The sequence below is a fragment of the Rhodococcus sp. OK611 genome (genome assembly GCF_003050885.1).
Taxonomy (GTDB): Bacteria; Actinomycetota; Actinomycetes; order Mycobacteriales; family Mycobacteriaceae; genus Rhodococcus_G; species Rhodococcus_G oryzae.
The window spans coordinates 18,620-44,952 of the sequence record NZ_QAOZ01000025.1 but is presented as its reverse complement, the minus strand read 5'-3'; the positions used below and the strand labels follow the sequence as shown (position 1 = coordinate 44,952).

The window sequence follows — 26,333 nt, the reverse complement described above, 5'->3', positions numbered from 1 at the left end:
CCGGATTCCCCGGGCCGGCCTTCTGCATGTCGGGACGAGATCGACCGAATTCCGAACCCCGCGCGATCGACTGTGAGAAGCTCCGCGAATGGCCCCCCGATCGCTCGAAGACCTCAGCTCGCTCGAGGACCTCCGGCAGCTCAAGTACCGGTACTTCCGCGCGCTGGACCTGAAACGGTGGGACGAGTTCGCGGACACCCTCGCCGAGGACATCGTCGCGCACTACGGCACGCATGCGCTCGCCGAACCGCTCGTCTTCCAGGGCCGCGACGCCGTCGCCGGGTTCATGCGCGACGCGCTCGGCCCGGCGATCACGACCGTGCACATCGCCAACCATCCGGAGATCTCGGTCGACGGATCGGACGCGTCCGGCTCGTGGAACTTCGAGGACACGGTGATCGTGCCTGCCGCAAACAGGCTGATCCGCGGTGCCGGCTATTACACCGACCGGTACCACCGCGACGACGACGGGAGCTGGCGGATCGCGGAGACATCGTACGAGCGGATCTACGAGTCGATCATCTCCCTCGACGACGTCCCGAGCTTCCAGTTCCTCTCGCACATGTGGGCCACTCCCCCGGCGGCGACCTCCTGATCCTGGGCCGGCTCATCGACCGCCGGCTACCAGCGGACCGGCATCTTCTCGAGGCCGGTCACGAAGTTCGCCGGTCGGCGCGGTAGCGGCAGGTCGCTCGCCAGTTCCATGTTCGGGATCCGCTCGAGCAGCCGCTCGAACATCAGCCTGCCCTCGAGCCGGGCGAGCTGGTTGCCCAGGCAGAAGTGCGACCCGAAACCGAAGGCCACGTGCGGATTCGGATTCCGGGACGCGTCGAACCGTGCCGGATTCTCGAACACCGACTCGTCGAAATTCGCGGACTCGAACAGCAGCAGCATCTTCTCGCCCGCGCGCAGCCGCGTGCCGTGGAACTCCACGTCGCGGGTCACGGTGCGGCACATGTTCTTCACCGGTGACACCCAGCGCACCATCTCCTCGAGCGCCTGCGGGATCAGGGACCGGTCGGCGACGAGCTGGTCCCGCTGCTCGGGGTGGCGCATCAGCTGCTCCATGCCGCCGCTGAGCACGTGCCGCGTGGTCTCGTCGCCGCCGACCAGGATCAGCAGGGTCTCGGCCACGATGTCCTCTTCCGTGAGCCGGCGGCCGTCGATCTCGGCATGCACCAGCACGCTGGTCAGGTCCTCGGTCGGTTCGCGGCGGCGCTGTTCGATCGTGCGCATGGTGAACTCGACGAAGGACACGTACGCCGCCATCATCTTCGACAGCATCTCCTCGGAGGCGTTGCTGCCCTGGGCCTCGACCAGGTCGTCGCTCCACTGCAGGAACATCTCCCGCTCCTGCGGCCGCACACCCAGCATGTCGCCGATCACCGCCATCGGCAGCGGCGCGGCGAGATCGCGGACGAAGTCGCACTCGCCCCTGTCGATCACCGCGTCGATCAGCTCGTCGCAGATCCGTCCGATGCCGCCGATCTTGGCCTCGACCTGCCTGCGGGTGAAGCCGGCGTTGACCAGCTTGCGACGGTGCAGATGCTCCGGGTCGTCCATGTCGATCATGTGCGGCAGCGGCCCCACCTCCGGCCGGATCCCCCCGGCGTTGGAGAACAGGTCTGCGTCCCGCTCGGCGTCGATCACCGCGGCATAGCTCGCGGCGCCCGCCGTGCCGTCCCTGTCCCGGAACACCGGCTCGTGTGCACGCATCCAGGTGTAGGCGTCCCTCGGGTCGCCGCGTTCACCCGCATAGAACCGTCCATCCACCAGATCGATGTCGGGTCGCATGCCGTCAACTCCCTCGCTCAGCCGTTCTCCGAACCTGCTCGCACCGGGTGAATCGAGCCTATTCCTGCTGGCGGGATTGCATATCCAAATCGCCCCGGCGGTGGTAGAACAGGTTGCACAACGGAGGGAGTCGCGGTGGACGCGATCGGTACGGGAGCTGTGCGGGGCAAGTCGATCCTGGTGACGGGAGGCGGCAGCGGAATCGGCCTCGGCGTCGCCTCCCTGCTGGCCGGTTCCGGCGCCCACGTGACCATCTGCGGACGCACCGAGGAGAAGTTGATCAAGGCCGCCGCGTCGGTCACGCCCGCGCACGACGGGTCGATCACCCATCACGCCGCCGATGTCACCGACGAGGACGCGGTGGTCGAAGCGGTCGCGGCCGCCGCGGCGGTGACCGGACGCCTCGACGGGGTGGTGGCCTGCGCGGGCGGCAACGAGACCATCGCCCCGGTCACCCAGATCGACGTCGATGCCTGGCGCCGCACCGTGGAGCTCAACATCACCGGCACGATGCTCACGCTCAAGCACTCCGCCCGCGAGCTGGTCCGCGGCGGGGGCGGATCGTTCGTCGCGATCTCCTCCATCGCGAGCAGCAATACCCACCGATGGTTCGGCGCGTACGGCGTCTCGAAGTCCGGCGTCGACCACCTCGTCCAGCTCGGCGCCGATGAGCTGGGTGCCAGCAACGTCCGGGTCAACTGCATCCGGCCCGGGCTCACCCGCACCGATCTGGTCGCCCTGATCACCGAGGGCGGGCCGCTGCTCGAGGACTACCAGGCCTGCACTCCCCTGCCCCGCATCGGGGAGCCGGAGGACATCGCGGCGCTGGCGCGGTTCCTGCTCGGCGACGAGTCCACCTGGATCACCGGCCAGATCATCAACGTCGACGGCGGCCAGATGCTGCGGCGCGGACCCGATTTCAGCTCGATGCTCGAGCAGGTCTACGGCGTCGACGGCCTGCGCGGCGTGGTGACGCAGTGACCTCCCACGGCGCCACCTCCCACGACGTTCTCGGCAAGCGCGTCGAGATGCCGGTGCAGATCCGGCAGGCGACGGCGTTCATGGCCATGTACTCGGTCCCGACCGCCCCGGCGCAGGCGCTGATCGATCACACCGGGCTGGAGATCCTCCGGTATCGCCCCGGTCGCGGACTGTGCGTGCTGGTGTTCGTCGACTACGTGGACGGAGACCTGGGCCCCTACAACGAGTTCGGTGTCTGCTTCATGGTCCGCAGCCATCGCGACACCGGCAAGTCCTCCGTCGTCTCGGATCTCCGGTCGTTGGCGACGGGCGGGGCGGGCGCGCTGATCCATCAGCTGCCCGTCGACGGCGAGTTCACGATGGCCGCCGGTCGCGGGATCTGGGGATTCCCCAAGGTGCTGGCGGATTTCGACGCCGATCACGCGAGCCCGGCCAAGCGGGCGTCGGTCAGCCAGGACGGCAGGCTCATAGCAGAACTGCGCATCAAACCGGGCGTCACGGTGCCCGGTTCTGGGGCGGGCGCCGCGGTGGCGGCCTACTCGCACCTCGACGGCGTCACCAGGCACACCCAGTGGGAGATGAACCCGTCCGGCGTCCGCTCCCGGCTCGGTGGTGCGGACCTGACGTTGGGCACCCATCCCATCGCCGACGAGCTGCGCTCGCTCGGCCTACCGCGCCGTGCCCTGCTCACCTCGTCGATTCCGGATCTGAAGATGACCTTCGGGGACGCGCGGGTGGTGTGAACACCCACCGACCGGCGCATCCGGACGTCGGTCAGCCCAGGACGATCAGGGCCGCGATCGCAGGGCCGAAGGCCCCGCCGAGCTGGTAGCAGAGGTTGAACAGACCGATCGTGGTGGGGCGCTGGGACTCCGGCGCGGCAGCGGTCGCATAGACCGCCAGCGTGGCCTGACCGCCGGTGGTGGCGAAGACCGCCAGGGTGGCCGCCACCAGCAGCAGCGGCGCCCACGGGGTCATGACCGCGGTCAGCGGGGCCAACGCCCCGACGGCGATCAGGACGGCGAGAACCCGGGAACGGCCGATCCGCACCGCGGCGGCGGCCAGCACCAGAGACAGCGCGGAGCCGATCAGCAAGGCCACCAGCTGCCCGACACCGATTGCGGCCGTTGACCATTCGGTCCGCTCCCGCAGCAGCTGCGGGATCGTGAACAGCAGCGTGAAGTACGACGTAGCGAGTGCGCACGCGAGGAGGGTCGAGGCGACGAACGCCGGGCTGCGCAGCAGCGCTGCGGGAACGAAGCCGTCGGGGCGACTGCGGATATGGGCCGCGAGCACGGCGCCCATCACGATCGCGGCGGCGACCGCAGGTGCCGGGTAGCGGGGCACGAGGACCAGGGCGGACGCCGTACACACGAGCAGGGCAGCGCCCCGGCCATCGAAGGGCACGGTGGCGGCGGGGACGACGGCCGGGCTGCGCCGGATCACCGCCGGGACGGCCAGCAGCGCGACGAGCGAGATCGCAAGCGCCGCGCGCCAGGATGCCGCCTCGGCGATCAACGAGCCGACCAGCGGCCCCACCGCGCCGAGGATGCCGAAGCCGGCGGTGATCGCCCCCATCCGACGGGCGGTGCCCGCGAGGGTCATCGCGACGGTCGCCAGACCCGCGCCACCGACTGCCTGGGCCGCACGGCCGGCCATCGCCAGCGGCAGCCAGGGCGCTACGGCGACGAGCAGGGTGCCTGCCACGATCAGGGTGCTCCCCACCGCGAGCGTCAGGCGGGTTCCACGACGGCGCAGCAGGGTCGCCATCAGCGGGGTGCCGATCGCCATCGCCCAGGCGAAGACGGTGACGAGCCAGGTCACCGTCGCAGTTCGGACCCCGAACGAATCGGCCATCGCCGGAAGGATCAGGACCGGACTGTTGGCGCTGGCCGCGATCGGGCTCGCCAGCAGGGCAAGCCAGAGCGCTGAGATCTGTTGCGGCCCAGCGGCGCGGGACTCGGTGGGCAGTACGCGGGCGAGCTGTGTCATGACCGGCTCCTGGGTTCGAGGGCGGGCGCTTTCGGGTGGTCGCGACGACATCACCGTCGATATCGCTCAACCTTGATTCTCTTAACGTTGAGATAAAAACAGACAGCCCTCTCGACGTCAAGTATCTTGATGTTGAGATAAATCTTGAGGGGAGCGATATGAGCGACGCGGTGGACGCGATCCTCGAACAGTGGGCGACCGAGCGCCCCGACCTGGTCGAGGACTTCTGGCCGGTCCAACTGCTCGCGCGAGCCCAGCGACTGACGCGCCTGGTGGACAAATCGGCCAAGGTCACCGCCGCCCAGCACGGCCTCGAGGCAGGCGAGTTCGACGTCCTCGTCACCCTGCAGCGATCGGGGCCCCCATACGCGCTCACGGCAGGCGCCTTCATCAAGGCGTCGATGGTGACCTCCGGCGCGATCACCAACCGCACCGACCGCATGGAGGCCAAGGGGCTGGTCGAGCGCGTGCGCGACGGCGACGACCGGCGCACCGTCAAGATCCGCCTCACCGAGCGCGGGCAGGAGCTGGGTCGCGCCGTGATCGTCGACCACTTCGCGAACTACGCGCGGCTGTTGGCCGACGTCGATCGCGGGGTCGTCGACGAGACCGCCGACGGACTTCGGCGCGTCCTCGAGGCGCTCGGCGACACCTCCATCGAGTGATCCGAATCGGCCCTCACCGCATGGCGATCTGACCCCACCCGGACAAGTCCGGCAAAGGGTATTGCCAACGGGGCCGCGGTGGTGTGTGCTGTCTTCTGGACACTTGACCAACACGGTGCCCGATTCCCCGAAAGGATCCCAGTGGTCTCGATCAGTCGACGCAGCGTGCTCGCGGGAGCCGCTGCCACTCCGGCGCTGGCCGCCCTCGGCGCGGGCCGCGCCACCGCAGCGGCGCCGCGCACCACCGAGCTCGCGCGAACCGCGCCCGCCAAGGGCGGCTTCCGCGTCGGCGTCGGCCTGTCCGACATGACCGGACCCGTCGCCGAGAACGGGATGATGGGCTACTCGAGTTTCGAGCAGCGCGCGGAGGGGCTCCACCAGCGAACCCGCGTGCGCGCCTACGTATTCGCCGGCGCGGACGACTCCAGGGTGGTCTTCGTCTGCGCCGACACCTGCATGATCTTCCAGGCCGTGCACGACGCCGTCCTCGTCCGGCTCAGCCAGAAGTACGGCAACCTCTACACCGAACGCAACGTCATGCTCACGGCCGTGCACTCACATGCCGCCTGTGGCGGCGCCTCACAGGACTACGCGTACAGCCTGGCCACTCTCGGCTTCCAGCCGCTGGTCTTCAACGCCGAGGTCGACGGCCTCGTCGAGGCGATCAGCGCCGCCCACGACAACCTGGCGCCCGGCACCGTCGCGTTCGGTCACAGCGAACTCACCGACGCAAGCGTGAACCGCTCCCGGGTCGCGTTCGACCGGAATCCACAGAGCGACAAGGACTACTACCCCCTCGGCATCGACACCCACATGCGGGTGCTTCGCGTCAGCCAAGGCGATGACAACGTCGGCGCCATCGGCTGGTTCCCCACCCACGGCGCCTCGCTGACCGAAGAGAACAAGCTCATCTCCGGCGACAACAAGGGCGCCGCCGCATACTTCTGGGAGCACGACGTCGCCGGGGTGCGCTATCTCGACGGCAAGCCCAGCTTTGTCGCCTCGTTCCCGCAGACGAACACCGGCGACATGTCGCCGAACCTCGACCTCGAGCCCGGAAAAGGTCCGACGGACGACGAATTCGAGAACACCCGGCTGATCGGTGAGCGACAGCTGGCCGCCGCCCGCACCGCCTTCAAGTCGGCCGAAACGATCTCCTCCACCGTCGTGGACAGCCGAATCATGTACCTCGACATGGCAAACCAGCTCGTCGACGGTCGCTACACGACCAACGGTCAGCCGCAACGCACCTCCCCCGCGTGCGTCGGAGCGGCGATGGCGGCGGGCAGCACCGAGGACGGCCCGGCCATCCCGATCTTCCCGGAAGGCACCCGCAACCCCGTCATCGACGCCCTCGGCGGAATCGACACCAAGACCCCGCAGTGGTTGGCCGACGCGCAGGCCCCGAAGATGGTCCTCGTCCCCGTCGGTCTGCTGCCGCCCGACGGGTGGGTCCCGCACGTGCTCAAGATCCAGATCATCCGGATCGGCGACCTCTATGTGGTCGGTGGACCCGCGGAGTTCACCATCGTCTCAGGCCTGCGCGTCCGGCGGACCGTGGCCAAGGAGCTCGGCGTGCCGCTCGAGAAGGTGATCTTCCAGGGCTACGCCAACGCCTACTCGAGCTACTGCACCACGCCGGAGGAGTACGACTCCCAGCAGTACGAGGGCGGGTCGACACTGTTCGGTCGCAACACACTTCCCGCCTACCAGCAGGGCTACGCGCAGCTCGCGATCGCCATGCGCGACGGTGCCGAGGTCCCGCGCGGACCCGCGCCCCGCGACCTGTCCGGGTTCCAGCCGAGCTTCGGGCCGGACGTCCCTGCGGACGCGCCGATGCCGGGCCGCCAGTTCGGTGACGTACTTGTCCAGCCGGCCGCCAAGGCCGCGACGGGAACCCAAGTGGCCGTAGAGTTCTCCACCGGGCACCCGAAGAACAACCTGCACCGCCGCGGCACCTTCTTCGAGGTCCAGCGGCTCGACGGCGGACGATGGGTGCGCCACGCGGACGACGGCGACTGGTCCACCAAGTACCACTGGCGCCGTGAGGGTTCGAACGCCTCGGTCGCGCGTATCACCTGGGACGTGCCGGAGGGCACGCCCGCCGGTCGCTACCGGATCCAGCACTTCGGCGACCAGAAGAGCCGCGAAGGCAAGATCTCCGAGTTCACCGGCACCTCGGCCGAGTTCGAGGTCTGAGCCGGTCGACGCTCGGGGGCCTGAACCCGAAAATGACTGAAGGGCACCTCCCCTCAGAGGTGCCCTTCAGTCGTCTTCGGTGTTGCTCTACAGCCAGGTGTCCTCGGTGGTCGCGGTGAGGAACGCCTCGAGGTCGTCGCGCCAGGGCGCAGGGACCGTCTTGTCCGGCTCGATGCCGGTGTACTGCCCACGGTAGAACAGCAGCGGACGCTCGGTCTTGATCTCACTCATCGAGTGCACCCGACCGAACACCACGAAGTGGTCGCCGCCGTCGTGCACGGTCTCCACCGTGCAGTCGATGTGCGCGAGCGACCTGTCGATGATCGGAGATCCGAGAGGCGAGGCCTCCCAGCCGATTCCGGCGAACTTGTCCGGTTCGCGAGATCCGAACCGGGCACACACCGCCTGCTGCTCCTCCGCGAGCACATTGACGCAGAACTTGCCGCTGCGCTCGATCGCCGCCCAGGACCGCGACGCCTTGGTCGGGCAGAACAGCACCAGCGGCGGATCCAGCGACAGCGCCGCGAACGACTGGCACGCGAAGCCGACCGGCTCGCCGTCGTCGATCGTCGTGATGATCGTGACGCCGGTGCAGAACTGACCGAGCACGGTACGGAACTGACGCGGATCGATCTCCGCGCCAGTCGCCGACTCCTGAGGCGCCGTCACTACTTCATTCCCACCGTGAAGTCGTGACCCCACAGGCTCACCGCGGTGCTCTCCCGAGCGATCCAGCTTTCATCCTCGACTTCGAGCCCCTCGCAACCGAATTCGATGTCAAAGCCGCCCGGCGTCTTCATGTAGAACGAGAGCATCAGGTCGTTGACGTGCCTGCCGAGGCTGGCCGACATCTTGACCTTCTTGCGCATCGCGCGATCCAGGCAGAGTCCGACGTCGTCGGAGTTCTCCACCTCGACCATCAGGTGCACGATGCCGGTCGGGTTCGGCATCGGCAGGAACGCCAGGCTGTGATGGCGCGGGTTGCAGCCGAGGAAGCGGAGCCAGGCCGGCTCGCCGTCGGCGGGCCGCCCGACCATCTGCGGAGGCAGCCGCATCGAGTCGCGCAACTTGAACCCGAGCACGTCGCGGTAGAACCGCAACGACGCCTGGTCGTCGTCCGTGGTGAGCACGACGTGTCCGAGACCCTGCTCGCCGGTGACGAACTTGTGTCCGTACGGGCTCACGATCCGGCGGTGCTCGAGGGCCGCGCCGTGGAACACCTCGAGCGTGTTGCCCGAGGTGTCCTCGAAGACGATCAGCTCGGCGACCCGACGGTCCGCGATCTGGTCGGCAGTGCCCTCCTTGAAGGGCACGCCTGCCGCGGACAGGCTGTCCCGGATCTCCTGCAGCTCGGCCGCATTGGCCGTCTCCCAGCCGGAGACCATCAGGCGGTCGCGCTCACCCGGCACGATCACCAGGCGGGCCGGGAAGTCGTCCATCCGGAGGTAGAGCGAGTTGGCGTCGGTGCCCTTGCCCTCGATCATGCCGAGGACCTTCAGGCCGTACTCGCGCCAGGCCGCCATGTCGGTGGCCTCGATGCGCATGTACGCAAGCGAACGAATACCCATCAGTTACCTCCGTCGAGAAGGAAATCGCTTGCCAGACGGTTGAACTCGTCGAACTTCTCGAGCTGCGCCCAGTGGCCGCAGCCACCGAACACGTGCAGCTGCGCGCGCGGGATCATCTTCGTCGCCACCAGGGCGCCGTCGAGCGGGTTGACCCGGTCCTCGCGGCCCCAGATCAGCAACACCCGCTGGCGCAGCTTGTGCGCGTCGCGCCAGAGCATGCCCTTCTCGAAGTCGGCGCTGGCGAAGGACTTGCCCATCGCCTTCGCGGCCGCCAACGACTCGGGGGTGCTGGCCGCGGCGAACCGCTCCTCGACCAGCTCCGGGGTGATGAGCGACTGGTCGAACACCATGATCCGCAGGAACGCCTCGAGGTTGTCCCGCGTCGGCTGGAAGCTGAACTTGCCGAGGTTCTTGACGCCCTCGGTCGGGTCCGGCGAGAACAGGTTGACGCTCAGCCCGCCGGGGCCCATCAGCACCAGCCGGCCGGCACGATCCGGGAAGTCGAGCGCGAACCGCACGGCCGCGCCGCCACCGAGCGAGTTGCCGAGCAGGTGCACCCGCCCGGTGATCTCGAGGGTGTCGAGCAGGTCCTTGAGCGCGGAGGAGCTGTGCACGAAGTACTGCGGGTGCTCGGTCGGCTTGTCCGAGAGCCCGTAGCCGGGCTGGTCCACCGCGAGCACGTGGAACTTCTCGGCCAGCACGGGGATGTTCTTGGAGAAGTTCGACCAGGAGGAGGCGCCGGGTCCGCCTCCGTGCAGCAGCACGATCGTCGGGCCGTTGCCGACGCCCGCCTCGTGGTAGTGCAGCTTGAGGTCCGGACGGACCTGGGCGAACTTCGAGGTCGACTCGTAGGTGATCTCGGCCTGTTCTGTCGTCGTCACGATGCCCCGCCTCAGACCATCGTGTCCGTGAGCGGCAGACCGAACTCGGCGCCACCGAACATGACGTAGGCGCGCTCGGCATCGTTGGCGGCGTGCACGCGGCCTGCGTGCGCGTCGCGCCAGAAGCGCTGGATCGGAGTGCCGTTCGCGAGAGCGGTCGCACCGGAGTTCTCGAAGAGCAGGTCGATGGAGGCGATGGCGCGGCCGGTGGCGCGCACCTGGTCGCGGCGGGCCCGCAGGCGCAGCTCGATCGGTACCTCCTCGCCTGCCAGCAGCAGCGCGTACTCGTCGGCGACGTTGCCGGAGAGCTGACGCCAGGCGGCATCGATGTCGCTGGAGGCCTCGGCGATCCGGACCTTGGCGAACGGGTCGTCCTTGGCCTTCTCGCCTGCATAGGCCGCGCGGACGCGCTTGCCCTGGTGCTCGACGTGGGCGTCGTAGGCGCCGTTCGCCATGCCGACGATCGGGGTCGAGATGGTGGTGGGGTGGATGGTGCCCCAAGGCATCTTGTAGACCGGCGCGGTGTTCTGCGCGAGGCCCGGCGCGGTGAGATCGCTCATCGCCTTGAAGCTGAGGAAGCGGTGCCGCGGCACGAACACGTCCTTGACGACGATCGTGTTGCTGCCGGTGCCGCGCAGGCCGACCACGTTCCACACGTCGTCGATCTGGTAGTCCTCGCGGGGGATCAGGAAGCTGCCGAAGTCGACCGGGCGGCCGTCCTTGATCACCGGTCCGCCGACGACAACCCAGCTGGCGTGGTCACAGCCCGAGGACCAGGCCCACGCGCCGTTGACCTTGTAGCCACCGTCGACGACCTCGCCCGCACCCATCGGCGCGTACGACGAGGAGATCCGCACGTCGGTGTCCTGGCCCCACACGTCCTCCTGCGCCTGCTGATCGAACAACGCGAGGTGCCAGTTGTGGACGCCGATGATGCCGGAGACCCAGCCGGTGGACCCACACGCGCTCGCGATGTTGCGGACAGCGGTGTAGAAGGTGACGGGATCAGCCTCGAAGCCACCCCACTGCGCCGGCTGCAGGAGTCGGAAGAAGCCGGCCTCCTGGAGCCCCTTGATCGAGTCGTCGGGAATGCGACGCAGATCCTCGGTCTCCTGTGCGCGCTCGCGCAGGGTCGGCAGAAGCTCGTTCAGCTTCTCGATCACCGCGCGGCTGTCGTGCTCACCCACTGGTACTCCCTCATGTGTCGTGCGTCTCGGTGCTTCACTTTCACCTGAGACTAGAACACGTTCCCATTCGTGTCGAGCAGAATGGGTTCCACTGGGACGAAAGTCCCTGACTGCGACTACTAGCGCCAATATCTAGCAAAACTGGCACAAGTTCTATAACGTGTTCTAGTACAAGAACGAAGGGATGTGAGGGGCAAAGATGACGCAGAGTAGCGGCGCATCCGGCAAGGGCATTCGCGAGATCGACGTGGGAGCCAACCCGACGCGATTCGCCCGCGGGTGGCATTGCATCGGCCTGGAGAGCGAGTTCCTGGACGGCAAGCCGCACGCGGTCGAGGCGTTCGGCACCAAGCTCGTCGTCTTTGCCGACAGCCAGAACAAGCTGCAGGTGCTCGACGCGTACTGCCGGCACATGGGCGGCGACCTTAGCGAGGGCAGCATCAAGGGCGACTCCGTCGCCTGCCCGTTCCACGACTGGCGCTGGGGCGGCAACGGCAAATGCACGGGCATCCCTTACGCCCGTCGCGTCCCGCCGTTGGCACGCACCCGCAAGTGGATCACGCTGCAGGAGAACAAGCAGCTGTTCGTCTGGAACGACCCCGAGGGCAACCCGCCTCCGGAGGGCGTGACGATCCCGCACCTGCCCGAGGTGTTCACCGACGAGTGGACCGACTGGCGCTGGAACCGGATCCTCGTCGAGGGCTCGAACTGCCGCGAGATCGTCGACAACGTGGTGGACATGGCGCACTTCTTCTACGTGCACTTCGGGTTCCCGAAGTACTTCAAGAACGTCTTCGAGGGCCACGTCGCCACCCAGTACCTGCAGAACCACGGCCGTCCGGACGTGCAGAGCATGGGCACCCAGTACGGCGAGTCCGTGCTGGACTCGGAGGCCTCGTACTTCGGCCCGTCGTACATGATCAACTGGCTGCACAACGACTACAGCGGGTACAAGGCAGAGAGCATCCTGATCAACTGCCACTACCCGGTCACGCAGGACTCGTTCGTGCTGATGTACGGCGTGAGTGTGCAGAAGCCCAAGGGCCTCGACGACGCCACCACCGAGAAGATCTCGCGCAAGTTCACCGAGGGTGTTGCGATGGGCTTCGAGCAGGACGTCGCGATCTGGAAGAGCAAGAGCAAGATCGACAACCCGCTGCTCTGCGAGGAAGACGGCCCCGTCTACCAGCTCCGCCGCTGGTACGACCAGTTCTATGTCGACGTCGCCGACGTCGAGGAGAAGCAGACGCAGCGCTTCGAGTTCGAGATCGACACCACCAAGGCCGTCGAGGCCTGGCAGCGTGAGGTCGAGGAGAACCTGGCCCGCCAGGCGGAGGAGAAGGCAGCGGCGGAGGCCGCCGACAACAAGACGGGAGTGTGAGATGACCTCGACCTGGGCCAAGGCCCCTGACTTCGCCGACAGCCCGGCCCGGGTCGAGGCCGTCCGCGCACAGACCGCCATCGACCTGCAGACCTACCTCGAGGACGGACTGCAGGAGGTGGAGTGCCGCGCCTGCGGCACCTGCGTCCTCGTTCGAAAGAACAGCTTCAAGCACACCAGCATCCAGTGGCAGGCCGATCCGGCGCAGGCGTGCCCGGAGTTCACCAGGTCCGGTGGGCGTACCGGGTCCCAGCAGACCTGCCCGCGGCTGCTGAGCAGCATCGAACACGCGGTCATGGAGGGCATCCTCGAGGTGCGCGACACCGACGCGTAGCGAACGCCGAACATGAAGGGGCGCGCATCCATCCGGATGCGCGCCCCTTTTCCGTATCCGGGACTCTCAGCCGGCGGCGGCTTCCCGCTGCAGCTCGAGCGCGATGTCGATCAGCTGGTCCTCCTGCCCGCCGACCAGCTTGCGCTTGCCCGCACGCACCAGCAGCTCGGCGGGCGAGACGCCGTACCGCTCGGCCTGACGCTCGGCGTGCTTGAGGAAGCTGGAGTAGACCCCCGCGTACCCCATCATCAGGGCCTGCCGGTCGAGCAGGCACTCGGCGGGCATCGCCGGACGGACGACGTCTTCCGCGGCGTCGGCGATCGAGAAGAAGTCGATGCCGGTCTTGATGCCGATCTTGTCGCAGACACCGACGAACGCCTCGACCGGCGCGTTGCCCGCGCCCGCACCGAAGCGGCGGGTGCTGCCATCGATCTGCTTGGCGCCCGCGCGCACCGCGGCGATCGAGTTCGCGACACCGAGGCCGAGGTTCTCGTGGCCGTGGAAGCCGACCTGGGCGTCGTTGCCGAGCTCCGACACCAGCGCCTCGATGCGCTCGGACACCTGCTCCAACACGAGTGCGCCCGCGGAGTCGACCACGTACACGCACTGGCAGCCGGCATCGGCCATGATCCGAGCCTGCTGCGCGAGATTCTCCGGGGTGCTCGAGTGCGCCATCATCAGGAAGCCGACGGTCTCGAGGCCGCGCTCGCGGGCCAGGCCGAAGTGCTGGATCGAGACGTCCGCCTCCGTGCAGTGGGTGGCGATGCGGCAGATCGAGGCCCCGTTGCCCTGCGCCTCGATGATGTCCTCCTTGATACCCAGTCCGGGCAGCATCAGGAAGGCGATCTTGGCCCGCTTCGCGGTGTCCACCGCGATCTTGATCAGTTCCTGCTCGGGGGTCTTGGAGAAGCCGTAGTTGAACGAGGACCCGCCGAGGCCGTCGCCGTGGGTGACCTCGATGACCGGCACGCCGGACGCGTCGAGTGCGCCGACGATCGCCCGCACCTCGTCACCGGTGAACTGGTGCCGCTTGTGGTGCGAGCCGTCCCGCAACGAGGTGTCGGTGACCCGAACGTCCCACGCCGAGTCGAAATGAACGGTGCTGTCGATCACGCCTTTCGATGTCACTGCCATGTCACTCACGCCCTCACGGTGAGAAGCTTCTGGGCGATCTCCTCGCCCACCTTGGTTGCCGCCGCCGTCATGATGTCGAGGTTGCCCGCGTACGGCGGCAGGAAGTCGCCTGCGCCCTCGACCTCGACGAAGGTCGTCACGGTCGCGTAGCCGCCAGACACCACGCTCGGCTCGTTGAACTGCGGCTCGTTGAGCAGACGGTATCCGGGCACGTACTGCTGGATGTCCGCCACCACGCGGTGGATTGAGTCGGTGATCGCGGCATGGTCTGCGTCCTCGGGGATGGCGCAGAAGATGGTGTCGCGCATGATCATCGGCGGATCGGCCGGGTTCAGGATTATGATGGCCTTGCCCTTGCTGGCACCGCCGATGACCTCGATGCCACGGCTGGTGGTCTTGGTGAACTCGTCGATGTTGGCGCGGGTACCCGGCCCCGCGGACAGCGACGCGACCGACGCGACGATCTCCGCGTACACGACGTCGACCACGCGGGAGACCGCGTACACGATCGGGATGGTCGCCTGGCCCCCACAGGTGATCATGTTGACGTTCGGGGCGTCGAGGTGCTCGCGCAGGTTGGCGGGCGGAACGACCGCCGGGCCGATGGCCGCGGGGGTGAGGTCGATCGCGCGGATCCCCGCCTCCAAATACCGAGGCGCGGCGTCGCGGTGCACGTAGGCCGAGGTCGCCTCGAACACCAGGTCCGGCTTCTCGGGCTGGTTCAGCAGCCAGTCGACGCCCTCCGCGGAGGTCTCGAGGCCCATCTTGCGCGCCCGCGCGAGGCCCTCGCTCTCGGGATCGATGCCGATCATCCAGCACGGTTCGAGCCACTCGGATCGCTGCAGCTTGTAGAGGAGGTCGGTGCTGATGTTGCCCGACCCGACGATCGCAACACTTGCCTTGGTCATGGCTGTCTCCTACTTGAACTGTAGAGAAACGGAACCGAGCCCGCTGAACTCGGCGTGGAACCTGTCGCCTGGGCGGACGTCGAAGGCCCGGGTGCACGACCCCGGGAGCACGATGTCGCCCGCCTTCAGTTGCACCCCGAAGCCCTCGACCTCCTGGGCGAGCCAGGCCACGCCTGCCGCCGGGTTACCGAGGACGGCATCGCTGCATCCCTCCGCGACCAACTCGTCGTTGCGCAGGAGGGTGGCCTGGATAGCGGTGAGGTCGATGTCGCCGGGCCGGACGCGCTGGGCACCGATCGCGTGACCGGCGTACGAGGCGTTGTCCGCGATGGTGTCGCAGATACCGATCTTCCACTCCCTGATCCGGGTGTCGATCAGCTCGATGGACGGCACCACGAACTCCGTCGCGGCGATCACGTCATCGACGGTGCACCCCGCGCCTGGCAGATCCGCCCCCAGGATGAAGGAGACCTCGACCTCCACGCGCGGCAACAGGAAGCGCGAGGTGTCCACCGGCTCACCCTCGCGCAGTTCCCGGTCATCGAACAGGTGGCCGTAATCGGGCTCGTCGACGCCCATCATCTCGCGCATCGCTGCCGCGGTCAGGCCGACCTTGTGCCCGACCACCCTGGCACCCTCCGCCACCCGGCGGCGGATGTTGATCAGCTGGATCTCGTAGGCGTCCACGACATCGAGGTCCGGGTATTGCTCCGACAACGGATCGATCGCCAGATGATCCTTCTCTGCGGCGTCGAGACGATCCGCGATCTGGCTGCGCAACTCGGTCGTGAGCATCTTCGGTTCCCTTCGTCAGTACCTGGTGCTAGGCGGAGCCACCTTGCGCAGCATGCGCACCGGCCCGGCGGCCGGAGTAGATGCAGTCTGCTAGCGAAAGCCCGCTGACGTAGGAGTTCGAGCAGATCCCCACCGCGGTGCGGCCCGCCGCGTACAGCCCCGGAATGGCTTCGCCCGCAGTCGAGGTGACCTCACCGGTCGCCTCGTCCACGACAAGGCCACCGAGGGTCAGCATCGGCAGCGGGTTGGTCAGGCTCTTCTTCAGCGACACGTCGAACAGTGAGAACGGCGCCGTCCGCACCGGCCGAACGAAGTCAGCAGGCTTGCCCATCGGGTCCGCCTCGCCCGCCGCGATCGCGTCATTGTGCGCCGCGACCGTCGCCGCCAGCCCGGCTGCGTCGATCCCGACCTTGGCCGCAACCTCTTCGAGGGTGTTCCCCGTGACGCCCTCGCCGCGAAGCAGGGTCTCGGCCTGGACGCGCTGGAACCACATGGTCTGGGTGCCCAGCTGCGAGCGCGCCTCCTTCACGAGGTCGGCGTCGGCCAGCAGCCACCCCTGCCCGGAGTTCTCGGCGATCATCGCGTACCCGAGCGCGGCCCCGTACCGGGACTCGTCGACCATCCGGTTGCCCTTCTCGTTCACGAGAACCGAGCTGAGGAAGGCGCTGGGCGGAACGATGAAACGCCAGGCCGAGATGTTGGAGAGCTTGTCGGTCGCGGCGCCGACGGCGGTACCCATCTGGATTCCGCTGCCGTCGTCGCCCGCCGTGCCGAGCGCGAGCCCGCCGCGATACTGCGGCGCGTGTTCGGCGACGAGTTCACGGTTCGCGATGAACCCGCCCGCGCTGAGCACCACGCCGGAACGGGCCTGGATGCGGATCGGCTTGGCGTACCGCGCCTCCATCTTCTCGATCTGCTTCTGCAGGATCTTGCGCATCGGCGGGTAGTAGATGCCCGGCTTGGCGGAGAGGGAGGTCAGCGCGGCATACCGCGCGCGCACCTGCTTGGGTGCGCCGCGAAGGCTCAGGCATTGGACCCCGACCACGGTCCCAGTCTCGTCCATGATCAGCTCTGTCGCACGGGATTGCTGTTCAAGCCTGACGCCGTTTGTCAGCGCGGAGGCGATCAGGGGCCCGTAGAGCATCTTGCCCGAGGTCCCCTTGCCCTTGGCCCGGTGTCCGCGGGGCGCCGGCTTCGCGATGTCGCGGAAGCCGCCCGCCGCCTCGCTACCCGAGTAGTACAGGTAGTGGCGGTTGCTCGGGTACGACGTCTTGTACGGGCACAGCGAGGCCTCGAACGGCACCCCGTGGCCGGACAGCCAGTCGATCATCGCGGGGCTCTGGTCGCAGAACTTGCGCAGCGTCTCCTCGCTGACGGCGTCCCCGACCTCGCGGCTGAGGTAGGCGAACATCGCGTCCGAGCTGTCGGCGACCCCGGCCTGTTTCTGGACCCAGGTCCCGCCGCCGGCATAGACGATGCCGCCCGAGATGGTGCTGGCCCCACCGCCGCTGTAACGGTCGAGCGCGATCACATCCGCACCCGCCGCGACGGCCTCGAGAGCGGCGGAGACACCCGCGACGCCCACCCCGACTACAACGACATCCGCGGAGAGGTCCCAGGACACCGCGCACCACCTTCCGTCCGCCTGCAACGTGTTTTCGTTTGGTTCCGGTTGTCAAGACCCAGTTCGGCAATACTTCCTGGCAGAAAGCATGGACTGAGACCCACTTGATTCTATAACGTGTTCTACATGAGCAAGCAGGAATACGACATCGTCGTTGTCGGTAGCGGCGCGGCGGGCATGACCGCGGCCCTGACCGCCGCCCACCAGGGTTTGAGCGTCGTCATCGTCGAGAAGGCCGCCCATTACGGCGGCTCCACCGCCAGGTCCGGTGGCGGCGTCTGGATCCCCAACAACGAGGTGCTCGAGGCCGACGGTGTCACCGACACCCGCGAGGCAGCCCGCGAGTACCTGCACAGCATCATCGGCGACGTCGTAGCGCCCGAGCGCATCGACACCTACCTCGACCGTGGGCCGGAGATGCTCTCGTTCGTGCTGAAGAACAGCGCACTGAAGCTGCAGTGGGTGCCCGGCTACTCGGACTACTACCCCGAGGCCCCCGGCGGACGTCTCGGCGGACGCTCCGTGGAGCCGTCGCCCTTCGACGGCAACCAGCTCGGCGACGACCGCAAGAACCTCGAGCCGGATTACGTCAAGGCTCCCAAGAACTTCGTCATCACGCAGGCCGACTACAAGTGGCTGAACCTGTTGATGCGCAACCGCCGTGGACCCGTGCGCGCGATGAAGGTCGGCATGCGCTTCCTGGCCGCCAAGGCCACCGGCAAGGACCTGCTGGTCCGCGGTCAAGCCCTGGTCGCGGGCATGCGCATCGGCCTGCGTGACGCAGGCGTGCCGATCCTGCTGAACACGCCGCTGACCGAGCTGTACACGGAAGACGGCGCCGTCCGCGGCGTGAAGGTGCTCGTCGACGGCGAGGAGCAGGTCATCCGCGCCAAGCACGGCGTCGTGCTTGGCTCCGGCGGGTTCGAGCACAACGAGGAGATGCGCAAGAAGTACCAACGCGCCCCGATCACCACCGAGTGGACGGTCGGCGCCAAGGCGAACACCGGCGACGGCATCCTGGCGGGCCAGAACGTCGGTGCCGCAGTGGACTTCATGGACGACGCCTGGTGGGGTCCGTCCATCCCGCTGACCGGCGGCCCCTGGTTCGCCCTGTCCGAGCGGACCCTGCCCGGCTCGATGATGGTCAACACCGCAGGAAAGCGCTTCGGCAACGAGGCCGCCCCGTACGTCGAGGCCACCCACATGATGTACGGCGGCAAGTACGGCCAGGGCGAGGGCCCGGGCGAGAACATCCCGACCTGGATGATCCTGGACCAGCGCTACCGCAACCGCTACACCTTCGCGGGCATCACGCCGCGCTCCCCCTTCCCCGGCCGGTGGCTCAAGGCCGGCGTCGTGGTCAAGGCGGGCACCATCGCCGAACTCGCCGAGAAGACCGGACTGCCCGTCGACGCCCTCACCGAGACGGTCGAGCGCTTCAACGGGTTCGCGCGCAGCGGCAAGGACGAGGACTTCGGTCGCGGTGACAGTGGATACGACGCCTACTACGGCGACCCGCGCCTGACGAACCCGAGCCTCGGGGAGATCAGCAAGGCCCCCTTCTACGCGATCAAGATGGTGCCGGGCGACCTCGGCACCAAGGGCGGCATCTGCACCGACACCGAGGGTCGCGCCCTGCGCGAGGACGGCACCGTGATCGAGGGCCTCTACGCGGCGGGCAACGCCAGCGCCCCCGTGATGGGTCACACCTACGCCGGTCCCGGCGCGACCATCGGTCCCGCGATGACCTTCGCGTACCTCGCGGTCCTTGACATCGCCGAGAAGGCGAAGTCGGGCACCGAGTCCGCTTCCGGCGTGAGCGCCGAATCCGCCACCGCCACTTCGAACTGACAGGAAGCCACGTTGCCCATCGACCCCAACATCGCGATCGGCGCCGAGCTGCCCACCCAGGAGTTCTCCTGGACCAGCTCGGACGTGCAGCACTACCACCTCGGCATCGGAGCGGGCGCGCGTCCGCTCGACGCCAAGGAGCTGCGTTACCTCGAGGACGGCAAGCCTCAGGTGCTGCCGACCTTCGCCACCGTGGTGGCGAACTTCCATGCCACCGAGGCGCCGAAGGTGTCCTTCCCCGGTGTGGAGATCGACCTCGCCAAGGTCGTGCACGGCAGCCAGGAAGTGACCGTGCACCAGCCGATTCCGGCCGAGGGAAGTGCACGCACCACCACCCGGATCTCCGAGGTGTGGGACAAGGGCAAGGCCGCGGTCATCGTCCAGGAGTCCACCACCACGGACCTGGACGGGAATCCGCTGTGGACCGCACGCTCGTCGATCTTCGCTCGCGGCGAGGGCGGCTTCGGCGGCGAGCGCGGCCCCTCGGAGTCCGTCACACTGCCCGACCGGTCCCCCGACTTCGAGGTCGAGGCGCCGATCCTGCCGCAGCAGGCGTTGCTGTACCGGATGTGCGGTGACCGGAACCCGTTGCACTCGGATCCCCAATTCGCCAGCGCAGCCGGCTTCCCTGCGCCTATCCTGCATGGGCTGTGCACGTACGGGATGGTCTGCAAGGCCGCTGTCGATGCCGCGTTGGACGCTGACACATCGAAGGTGAAGGGCTACAAGGCCCGCTTCGCCGGGGTGGTCTACCCGGGCGAGACCCTCAAGATCCGGATCTGGAAAGAAGCCGGCCAGTTGCTCATCTCGGCAAGCGTTCTCGAGCGCGACGACTCGCCGGCCCTGGCAGACGTGGTCCTCACGCTCGCCTGATCCAGCAAGAACGACTGGTCGGTCGGCCGTTCCCAGCACGGCCGACCGACCTACCCAGCACTGACGAACACAACTCCCCCTCTCTCACACACGACTGGAGTAAACGCATGCCGGAATCGAACGATAAGCGTCTCGGCTTATCAAGGCGGGGATTCCTCGCTGCAGGGGCGGGGGCCCTGGCAGCGACGGCGGCGGGCGCGTGGACGCCCGTCTACGCCATCCCGCTCGGCTCGTCGGGCTCGGCAGGCGGCTCGGGCTCGCTCGGCGGGCCGACGCTCCCCGCGCCGCCGAGCTTTCCGGACGGCATCGAACTCGCGCAGCAGGCGTACCAGAACTGGTCCAAGGAGATCATGCTGGACTCCGTCTGGACCTGTCATCCCAAGTCGCCCGACGACGTCGTCCGCCTGGCGAACTGGGCGCACGCCAACGGGTACAAGATCCGTCCGCGCGGCGCCATGCACGGCTGGACCCCGCTGACCGTCGTCAACGGCGCCCCCGTCGACAAGGTCATCCTGGTCGACACGATGAAGCACCTCAACGGCGTCTCGGTCAACGCGGGCGGCGCCCCGGCGACCGTCACCGCGGGCCCGGGCGCCACCCTGGACGCGATCACCACCGCACTGCAGGCACAGGGCCTCGGCTTCGCGAACCTGCCCGCCCCGGGCGTGCTCTCGATCGCGGGCTCGCTTGCCGTGGATGCGCACGGCGCCGCCCTGCCCGCCAACGGACAGGCCACCACCCCGGGCCACACATACGGCTCGCTGAGCAACCTGGTGACCTCGCTGACCGCGGTGGTCTGGGACGGCTCCAAGTACGCGGAGAAGACCTACTCCCGCAACGATCCTCAGATCAAGCCCCTGCTGACCAACCTCGGCCGCACCTTCCTCACCTCGGTGACGCTGCAGGCGGGTCCGAACTTCCGGATGCGGTGCCAGAGCTACACCGACATCAAGTGGACCGAGATGTTCGGAGCCAAGGGCGCCTCGGGCCGCACCTTCGAGAGCTACGTCGCCTCCAACGGCGGCGTGGAGGCCATCTGGTACCCCTTCACCGAGAAGCCGTGGCTCAAGGTCTGGTCGGTCGCGCCCACCAAGCCCGCCGGGGCGCGCGAGGTCACCGGCCCGTACAACTACCCGTTCTCGGACAACCTGCCCGAGGCGGTCACCGACCTTCTCGGACAGATGAACTCGGGTCTGCCCGGCATCGCGCCTGCGTTCGGCAACATCATGTACACGACCACGGTCGCCGGGCTCGCCGCGACCGGCGCCAACGACATCTGGGGCTGGTCGAAGGACATCCAGTTCTACATCAAGGCCACCACCCTCCGCCTGACCGAGGGCGGCGGCGCGGTCATCACCAACCGAGCCAACATCGGTCAGGTCATCCACGACTTCACCCACTGGTTCAACGAGCGCATCGAGTTCTACAAGGCGAAGGGTCAGTACCCGCTCAACGGTCCCGTCGAGATCCGCTGCTGCGGCCTCGACCAGGCCGCGGACGTCAAGGTCCCCTCGGCAGGCGCGCCGACCATCTCCGCGATGCGTCCGCGCCCGGACCACCCCGAGTGGGACACCGCCATCTGGCTGAACGTGCTCGGCGTCCCGGGTACCCCCGGCATGTTCGAGTTCTACCGCGAGATGGAGCAGTGGATGCGCTCGCACTACACGGGCAACGACTACACCTTCCGCCCCGAGTGGTCGAAGGGCTGGGCGTTCGGCGCGGACCCGTACACCGACGGCGGGATCATCAGCGGCGCCCTGCCGCAGAGCTACCGCGACGGTGTGCCCGCGAGCGACAACTGGGACAGCGCGCGGGCGGCGTTCAACACGCTCGACCCCCACCGGATCTACAGCAACTCCTTCATGGATCAGCTGCTGCCGTAGCGCAGAGATCCCCGTTCCACCGACGCCGGTGGTGCCCGCGAACCCGCGCGGGCACCACCGGCGTCCGCGTTCGCGGGGTGAGGAACTCACCACGGCATGACGACGGCCGGCCGTGGCAGCGCCACGACCGGCCGTCGTCACTCGATCTGTTCGGCTATCCGTCGGACATGGTGGCGGACAGCCGATCACGCAGAGCGTTCTTCTGGATCTTTCCCGTCGCGGTGGTCGGCAGCGCAGCGAGGAAGCACACACTGGTCGGCGTCTTGAATCCGGCCAGGCGTTGGCGGGCAAACGCGATGACCTCCTCCTCGGTGAGGGTTTCGCCGTCCTTGGCGACCACGAACGCCACCGGGGTCTCGCCCCACTTCGCGTGTGCGGCACCGACCACGGCCACGTCGCGCACCTGGGGCATCTGCGCGATCGCCAGCTCGACCTCGCGGGTGTAGACGTTCTCCCCGCCGCTGATCAGCATGTCCTTGCGTCGGTCGACCAGGGTGATGAAGCCGTCCTCGTCGGCCCAGCCCAGGTCGCCGGAGTGGAACCAGCCGCCGCGCAACGCTTCGGCCGACTCCTCGGGGCGCATCCAGTACCCGACGAACACGTTGTCGCCCCGGACGAGGAGTTCGCCAACGGTGCCGGCGGGCACGTCCTGGTCCCGGTCGTCCACGATCCGGGTCTCGATGCCGAACAACGACCGGCCGATGGACCCGGCCTTGGTGCGAATGTGCTCGGCGTCGAGCTTCGCGACCGACGGCGCGCACTCGGTCATCCCGAAGCCCTCCTCGATCGGGATGCCGAGATCGGCGAAGAACTCGAGCACCGCCATCGGCGCGGGCGCCCCGGAGATGAGCGCGCAGTCCAGCGAGGACAGGTCGTAGCGCTCGAGATCGGGCACCGCCGTCACCGCCTGCCACATGGTCGGCACGAGCAGCAGCTGCGTCGCCCGTTCCTTGGCCACCAGCTCCAGGACGACGGTCGGGTCGAACGACGGCAGGATCACGTTGCGGGCGCCCAGGTAGATGAAGGGCAGCGTGTGCAGCCCCAGCCCACCCATGTGGAACATCGGCAGCGCGGTGATGGTGACATCGCTCTTGCGCAGCCCGAACGCCGAGGTGACGGCGACGGCGTTCGCCCGCAGGTTCTCGTGCGTGAGCATCGCCCCCTTGGGGCGGCCGGTGGTGCCCGAGGTGTACATGATCACCGCCACGTCGTGCCGGTCGACCTGCGAGGGCACCGGCACCGAGCTCCCGTCGGACAGCAGGGTGTCGTACTCGTCGCCCAGGGTCACGACGTCGCGCACCCGCACCCCCGGCTCGGTCAACGCGTCCGGCACCTGGCTGAACTGCCCGTGCGCGAACAAGAGCTCCGCGCCGAGATCGGCCAGCACGTACCCGATCTCCGGCGCGGTCAGGCGCACGTTGATCGGCGTGAAGATCGCCCCGAGCTTTGCGCTCGCGAACAGGATCTCCAGGCACTCCACCGAGGACGCGACGACGGCCGCGACCCGATCCCCGCGCCGGACCCCGAACCGACCACGAAGCTGGTTGGCCAGTCGGTCGGTGCGGTCGTTGAACTCGCCGTACGTCCAGGAACGCTCGCCGTAGACGAACGCGACCTTGTCCCCGCTCAGCTGGGCGCGCTGGACCGCCCACTCACCGATTCCCTGCATTGTCGACTCCCTTGCGTTGTATGGGTCCGGCTCGGAATGTGGTCGCTCAGCCGACCTTCGGGGTGATGCGGCCGAGGATCGCCGCGAAGTCGACACCGCCGGGCAGGGTGCCGTAGACGCTGCCCCGGTCACCGTCGAGGCGGGTCGCGATGAACGCGTCGGAGACGGCCGGGTCGCCGAACCGGACCAGCAGCGATGCCTGCAGAACCAGTGCCATCCGTTCGATGACCCGGCGGGCCAGGACCTCAGCGCCCGCGAGATCGGTGAGCTGGGCCTGGATCTCGGCAACGGCGCGCTGGATGCTGGGCTCGGGGCCCGCGAGGGCGACCTCGGCGAAGAACGCCTCGACGGACTGCGGGCTCTTGGCCATGGCACGCAGCACGTCGAGTGCCGCCACGTTGCCGCTGCCTTCCCAGATGCCGTTGAGCGGGGACTCGCGGAAGAGCCGCGGCATCTGCGACTCCTCGATGAAGCCGTTGCCGCCGAAGCACTCCAGCGACTCCGCCGCGTGCGCGGGCCACCGCTTGCACACCCAGTACTTCCCGATCGCCAGCGCCAGCCGGAGGAACCGGGACTCCGCCTCGTCACCGCGGGTGGACCGGTCGTGCGCTCCGGCCAGGCGCATCATCAGCAGCGACGCGGCCTCGGATTCGACCGTCAGATCCGAGAGCACGTTGCGCATCAGGGGCTGATCGATCAGGTAGGCGCCGAATGCCTTGCGGTAGGTCGCGTGATGCGCGGCCTGGGTGACGCCGCGGCGCATGCCCGACGCCGCGCCGATCAGGCAGTCCAGTCGCGTCATGTTGACCATCTTGATGATGGTCGGCACGCCCCGGCCTTCCTCGCCGATCCGCCAGCCGACCGCGTTCTGGTACTCGATCTCGCCGGACGGGTTCGACCGGTTGCCCAGCTTGTCCTTGAGCCGCATCAACCGCACGTCGTTGAGGGTGCCGTCGGGCAGGACGCGCGGCACCAGGAAGCAGGTGACGCCCGCGTCCGTCTGCGCGAGGGCCAGATAGAGATCGGCCATGGTGGCGGAGGTGAACCACTTGTGACCGATGATCCGATAGCTGCCGTCCGGCTGCGCGATCGCCCGCGTGGTGTTCGCACGGATGTCGGAGCCGCCCTGCTTCTCGGTCATGGACATCGTCGCGAGCAGGCCGGCCTTGCCGAGGGGAGCCTTCAGGCCCGACTCGTAGAAGCCGTTGGACAGCAGCGGCTCGTAGGTGGCCGCCAACTCCGGGTTGTCCCGCAGGGCGGGGATCGCGGCGTACGTCGCCGAGATCGGGCAGGTGTGACCGGCCTCGACGTTCGACCACACGTAGAACTTCGCGGCGCGGGCGACATGGCTGCCTGCGCGGTCGTCCGACCACGGCGCGCCGTGCAGGCCGTTGGCCACCGCGGTGGACAGGAGGTTGTGCCAGGCCGGGTGGAACTCGATGTCGTCGATCCGGTGGCCGAAGCGGTCGTAGGGCCGCAGAATCGGCGGGTTCTCGTTGGCCAGCCGTCCCCAGTCCTGCACCTCGGCGGTGCCCGCCAGCTCACCGAGCGCGCTCACCTCGCCCACGGACCATTCGGCGCCCTCGCGGACGAGCCCGTCCATCAGCGTCTGGTCGTCGGCCACGTTGTGGCCCTCGAGCGGGTTGGCCTGATTGAAAACCTCATGCGTCTGCATGGCTGCCTCCTTCGACTATGCGAGGGACATTACGTTTTTCAAACAGTCGATGTCAATGAGTAATATTCAGCTCTCCGAACCGTCTCCCACCTCGGGGATCGCGACAAACTCCTCCTGATAGGCGGCCCACGCCACGTGCACACGCTCCGCGTTCCACGGGCGCGGCTGAAGCTGAGGCGGCAAGACGGGATCGGTGAGCAGGTGGCGCACGATCGCGGTGGCCACCGTGAAACGGTCGACAGCGCTGACGGCGAGATCCATCAGGTCGAGCAGCCGACCGGACTCCGCCTCCCAGGCGGAGAGGTCCCACAGCTGGGCGGCCAACTCCTCGGCGCCGCCGTCCGGCCGACCCCGCATCGTCTGCACCGGCTGGTCCGCCAGGTTCAGCGGGCGAATCAGGTTCGCCGGACGCAGCCACACCCCCTCGCGCAACTCGGCCAAGCGCAGTCGCGACAGCCGGGACCGGAGGGTGACCCGGTCGCCGGGATCTCGCCCGGTCCCGGTCACGACCACGATCTCCCACTCCCCGTCCCAGGCCCTGGTGTCCTGCTGCACCTCGTGGAGCACCCGCTGACGCCGCTCGAGCAGCGACGAACTCAGGTGGAATCCGTCGGCGGTCCGGATCAGGTCACCGCCGGTGACCATCCGGCTCAGCGCGACCCTGGCAGCGGACTCCTTGATGCCGAAGGCTCCCGCCGCACGAACCACCTGCGCCGGGGTGGGTCGAGCCGGATGGTTGCTGACGAGCAGGCTGAGGATCACGCCACGCGCCGTCAGACGTGGGAGGTGTTCCTCCAGGTCCAACGCCGAAGAATCGGTGGTGCCGTCCACGTACTGATGCTCCTTGCTGTGGGTGTGAGGCAGTCGCGCCACCCCGATTGTCACCGGGTGGCCGATCACGAACGATCCTGTCGAACTCGATCTCACTGCCGTGGGTAC

23 protein-coding genes are annotated in these 26,333 nt (G+C 68.1%); 10 read left to right on the top strand and 13 right to left on the bottom strand.

The window, feature by feature from the left end:
• Positions 1-88 precede the first annotated feature (88 nt).
• Entirely contained in the window at positions 89-595 is a 507-nt protein-coding gene (locus tag C8K38_RS25860; RefSeq protein WP_097214288.1) for a nuclear transport factor 2 family protein, read from the top strand.
• A gap of 26 nt (positions 596-621) precedes the next feature.
• Here C8K38_RS25860 and C8K38_RS25855 read toward each other — a convergent pair whose 3' ends face one another.
• A complete protein-coding gene (locus tag C8K38_RS25855) occupies positions 622-1,794 on the bottom strand; it encodes a cytochrome P450 (protein WP_097214287.1) in 1,173 nt (390 codons plus the stop codon).
• Between the two features lie 135 nt (positions 1,795-1,929).
• Here C8K38_RS25855 and C8K38_RS25850 point away from each other — a divergent pair, with 135 nt between their 5' ends.
• Positions 1,930-2,775, top strand: coding sequence for an SDR family oxidoreductase (locus C8K38_RS25850; protein WP_373560302.1), 846 nt, complete (start codon positions 1,930-1,932; stop codon positions 2,773-2,775).
• Between the two features lie 47 nt (positions 2,776-2,822).
• Complete coding sequence (locus C8K38_RS25845; protein ID WP_097214310.1) at positions 2,823-3,518, top strand: acetoacetate decarboxylase family protein; 696 nt, start codon at positions 2,823-2,825, stop codon at positions 3,516-3,518.
• A gap of 31 nt (positions 3,519-3,549) precedes the next feature.
• On the opposite strand, the gene C8K38_RS25840 is transcribed toward C8K38_RS25845, so the two are convergent.
• Entirely contained in the window at positions 3,550-4,767 is a 1,218-nt protein-coding gene (locus tag C8K38_RS25840; RefSeq protein ID WP_097214286.1) for an MFS transporter, read from the bottom strand.
• A gap of 158 nt (positions 4,768-4,925) precedes the next feature.
• Between C8K38_RS25840 and C8K38_RS25835 the strand changes: the two genes are divergently transcribed.
• Together C8K38_RS25835 and C8K38_RS25830 are read left to right on the top strand one after the other, a co-directional pair.
• Positions 4,926-5,432: a MarR family winged helix-turn-helix transcriptional regulator gene (locus tag C8K38_RS25835; protein ID WP_097214285.1), complete on the top strand. Its 507-nt coding sequence runs from the start codon at positions 4,926-4,928 to the stop codon at positions 5,430-5,432.
• Between the two features lie 141 nt (positions 5,433-5,573).
• Positions 5,574-7,631 (top strand): neutral/alkaline ceramidase, encoded by a 2,058-nt coding sequence (locus tag C8K38_RS25830; RefSeq protein WP_097214284.1) that lies wholly within the window; start codon positions 5,574-5,576, stop codon positions 7,629-7,631.
• Positions 7,632-7,718: 87 nt separating this feature from the next.
• Here the strand turns inward: C8K38_RS25830 and hsaB are convergent, their stop codons facing one another.
• Genes hsaB through hsaA form a run of 4 tightly spaced genes read right to left on the bottom strand, consistent with a single transcriptional unit; the run spans position 7,719 to position 11,267 of the window.
• A complete protein-coding gene (hsaB, locus tag C8K38_RS25825) occupies positions 7,719-8,300 on the bottom strand; it encodes a 3-hydroxy-9,10-secoandrosta-1,3,5(10)-triene-9,17-dione monooxygenase reductase subunit (RefSeq protein ID WP_097214283.1) in 582 nt (193 codons plus the stop codon).
• The gene (gene hsaC / locus C8K38_RS25820; protein ID WP_077042921.1) at positions 8,300-9,199 is read right to left on the bottom strand and encodes an iron-dependent extradiol dioxygenase HsaC; all 900 of its coding nucleotides are present in this window, start codon (positions 9,197-9,199) and stop codon (positions 8,300-8,302) included. The genes hsaB and hsaC overlap by 1 nt, the downstream gene beginning before the upstream one ends.
• Entirely contained in the window at positions 9,199-10,080 is an 882-nt protein-coding gene (hsaD, locus tag C8K38_RS25815) for a 4,5:9,10-diseco-3-hydroxy-5,9,17-trioxoandrosta-1(10),2-diene-4-oate hydrolase (RefSeq protein ID WP_077042922.1), read from the bottom strand. Before hsaD ends, hsaC begins: the two co-directional genes overlap by 1 nt.
• 11 nt (positions 10,081-10,091) lie before the next feature.
• Complete coding sequence (hsaA, locus tag C8K38_RS25810; protein ID WP_097214282.1) at positions 10,092-11,267, bottom strand: 3-hydroxy-9,10-secoandrosta-1,3,5(10)-triene-9,17-dione monooxygenase oxygenase subunit; 1,176 nt, start codon at positions 11,265-11,267, stop codon at positions 10,092-10,094.
• 199 nt (positions 11,268-11,466) lie between these two features.
• Between hsaA and C8K38_RS25805 the strand changes: the two genes are divergently transcribed.
• Complete coding sequence (locus C8K38_RS25805; RefSeq protein ID WP_077042923.1) at positions 11,467-12,648, top strand: Rieske 2Fe-2S domain-containing protein; 1,182 nt, start codon at positions 11,467-11,469, stop codon at positions 12,646-12,648.
• Position 12,649: 1 nt separating this feature from the next.
• Positions 12,650-12,982, top strand: coding sequence for a hypothetical protein (locus C8K38_RS25800; protein WP_097214281.1), 333 nt, complete (start codon positions 12,650-12,652; stop codon positions 12,980-12,982).
• A gap of 66 nt (positions 12,983-13,048) precedes the next feature.
• Here C8K38_RS25800 and dmpG read toward each other — a convergent pair whose 3' ends face one another.
• Genes dmpG through C8K38_RS25780 form a run of 4 tightly spaced genes read right to left on the bottom strand, consistent with a single transcriptional unit; the run spans position 13,049 to position 17,443 of the window.
• The gene (dmpG, locus tag C8K38_RS25795) at positions 13,049-14,116 is read right to left on the bottom strand and encodes a 4-hydroxy-2-oxovalerate aldolase (protein ID WP_097214280.1); all 1,068 of its coding nucleotides are present in this window, start codon (positions 14,114-14,116) and stop codon (positions 13,049-13,051) included.
• Positions 14,117-14,121: 5 nt separating this feature from the next.
• On the bottom strand, positions 14,122-15,024 hold the full coding sequence (locus C8K38_RS25790) for an acetaldehyde dehydrogenase (acetylating) (RefSeq protein ID WP_097214279.1): 903 nt from the start codon (positions 15,022-15,024) through the stop codon (positions 14,122-14,124).
• Between the two features lie 9 nt (positions 15,025-15,033).
• Positions 15,034-15,819 (bottom strand): 2-keto-4-pentenoate hydratase, encoded by a 786-nt coding sequence (locus C8K38_RS25785; protein WP_097214278.1) that lies wholly within the window; start codon positions 15,817-15,819, stop codon positions 15,034-15,036.
• 28 nt (positions 15,820-15,847) lie between these two features.
• Entirely contained in the window at positions 15,848-17,443 is a 1,596-nt protein-coding gene (locus C8K38_RS25780; RefSeq protein WP_097214277.1) for an FAD-binding protein, read from the bottom strand.
• A 126-nt stretch (positions 17,444-17,569) separates the two neighbouring features.
• Between C8K38_RS25780 and kstD the strand changes: the two genes are divergently transcribed.
• The 3 genes from kstD (at position 17,570) to C8K38_RS25765 (ending at position 22,050) form a co-directional block, all read left to right on the top strand.
• On the top strand, positions 17,570-19,294 hold the full coding sequence (kstD, locus tag C8K38_RS25775; protein ID WP_179800719.1) for a 3-oxosteroid 1-dehydrogenase: 1,725 nt from the start codon (positions 17,570-17,572) through the stop codon (positions 19,292-19,294).
• 12 nt (positions 19,295-19,306) lie between these two features.
• Complete coding sequence (locus tag C8K38_RS25770; protein ID WP_097214275.1) at positions 19,307-20,167, top strand: MaoC/PaaZ C-terminal domain-containing protein; 861 nt, start codon at positions 19,307-19,309, stop codon at positions 20,165-20,167.
• A gap of 107 nt (positions 20,168-20,274) precedes the next feature.
• On the top strand, positions 20,275-22,050 hold the full coding sequence (locus C8K38_RS25765; protein WP_097214274.1) for a cholesterol oxidase substrate-binding domain-containing protein: 1,776 nt from the start codon (positions 20,275-20,277) through the stop codon (positions 22,048-22,050).
• A 154-nt stretch (positions 22,051-22,204) separates the two neighbouring features.
• Here C8K38_RS25765 and C8K38_RS25760 read toward each other — a convergent pair whose 3' ends face one another.
• The 3 genes from C8K38_RS25760 to C8K38_RS25750 form a co-directional block, all read right to left on the bottom strand.
• Positions 22,205-23,719, bottom strand: a complete 1,515-nt coding sequence (locus C8K38_RS25760) for an acyl-CoA synthetase (protein WP_097214273.1) — start codon at positions 23,717-23,719, stop codon at positions 22,205-22,207.
• A 46-nt stretch (positions 23,720-23,765) separates the two neighbouring features.
• Complete coding sequence (locus C8K38_RS25755; protein WP_097214272.1) at positions 23,766-25,394, bottom strand: acyl-CoA dehydrogenase family protein; 1,629 nt, start codon at positions 25,392-25,394, stop codon at positions 23,766-23,768.
• 66 nt (positions 25,395-25,460) lie between these two features.
• Positions 25,461-26,294 (bottom strand): PaaX domain-containing protein, C- domain protein, encoded by an 834-nt coding sequence (locus C8K38_RS25750; protein ID WP_218840997.1) that lies wholly within the window; start codon positions 26,292-26,294, stop codon positions 25,461-25,463.
• Positions 26,295-26,333: the final 39 nt, after the last annotated feature.

What these genes read in the sequence shown, in the direction of transcription:
- C8K38_RS25790 (WP_097214279.1), bottom strand. Translation starts at nt 15,024, where the DNA reads ATGACCAAGGCAAGTGTTGCGATCGTCGGGTCGGGCAACATCAGCACC.
- C8K38_RS25835 (WP_097214285.1), top strand. Translation starts at nt 4,926, where the DNA reads ATGAGCGACGCGGTGGACGCGATCCTCGAACAGTGGGCGACCGAGCGC.
- C8K38_RS25800 (WP_097214281.1), top strand. Translation starts at nt 12,650, where the DNA reads ATGACCTCGACCTGGGCCAAGGCCCCTGACTTCGCCGACAGCCCGGCC.
- C8K38_RS25760 (WP_097214273.1), bottom strand. Translation starts at nt 23,719, where the DNA reads ATGCAGGGAATCGGTGAGTGGGCGGTCCAGCGCGCCCAGCTGAGCGGG.
- C8K38_RS25805 (WP_077042923.1), top strand. Translation starts at nt 11,467, where the DNA reads ATGACGCAGAGTAGCGGCGCATCCGGCAAGGGCATTCGCGAGATCGAC.
- dmpG (WP_097214280.1), bottom strand. Translation starts at nt 14,116, where the DNA reads ATGGCAGTGACATCGAAAGGCGTGATCGACAGCACCGTTCATTTCGAC.
- C8K38_RS25785 (WP_097214278.1), bottom strand. Translation starts at nt 15,819, where the DNA reads ATGCTCACGACCGAGTTGCGCAGCCAGATCGCGGATCGTCTCGACGCC.
- C8K38_RS25855 (WP_097214287.1), bottom strand. Translation starts at nt 1,794, where the DNA reads ATGCGACCCGACATCGATCTGGTGGATGGACGGTTCTATGCGGGTGAA.
- hsaC (WP_077042921.1), bottom strand. Translation starts at nt 9,199, where the DNA reads ATGGGTATTCGTTCGCTTGCGTACATGCGCATCGAGGCCACCGACATG.
- C8K38_RS25765 (WP_097214274.1), top strand. Translation starts at nt 20,275, where the DNA reads ATGCCGGAATCGAACGATAAGCGTCTCGGCTTATCAAGGCGGGGATTC.
- C8K38_RS25860 (WP_097214288.1), top strand. Translation starts at nt 89, where the DNA reads ATGGCCCCCCGATCGCTCGAAGACCTCAGCTCGCTCGAGGACCTCCGG.
- C8K38_RS25755 (WP_097214272.1), bottom strand. Translation starts at nt 25,394, where the DNA reads ATGCAGACGCATGAGGTTTTCAATCAGGCCAACCCGCTCGAGGGCCAC.
- C8K38_RS25845 (WP_097214310.1), top strand. Translation starts at nt 2,823, where the DNA reads ATGCCGGTGCAGATCCGGCAGGCGACGGCGTTCATGGCCATGTACTCG.
- C8K38_RS25840 (WP_097214286.1), bottom strand. Translation starts at nt 4,767, where the DNA reads ATGACACAGCTCGCCCGCGTACTGCCCACCGAGTCCCGCGCCGCTGGG.
- kstD (WP_179800719.1), top strand. Translation starts at nt 17,570, where the DNA reads ATGAGCAAGCAGGAATACGACATCGTCGTTGTCGGTAGCGGCGCGGCG.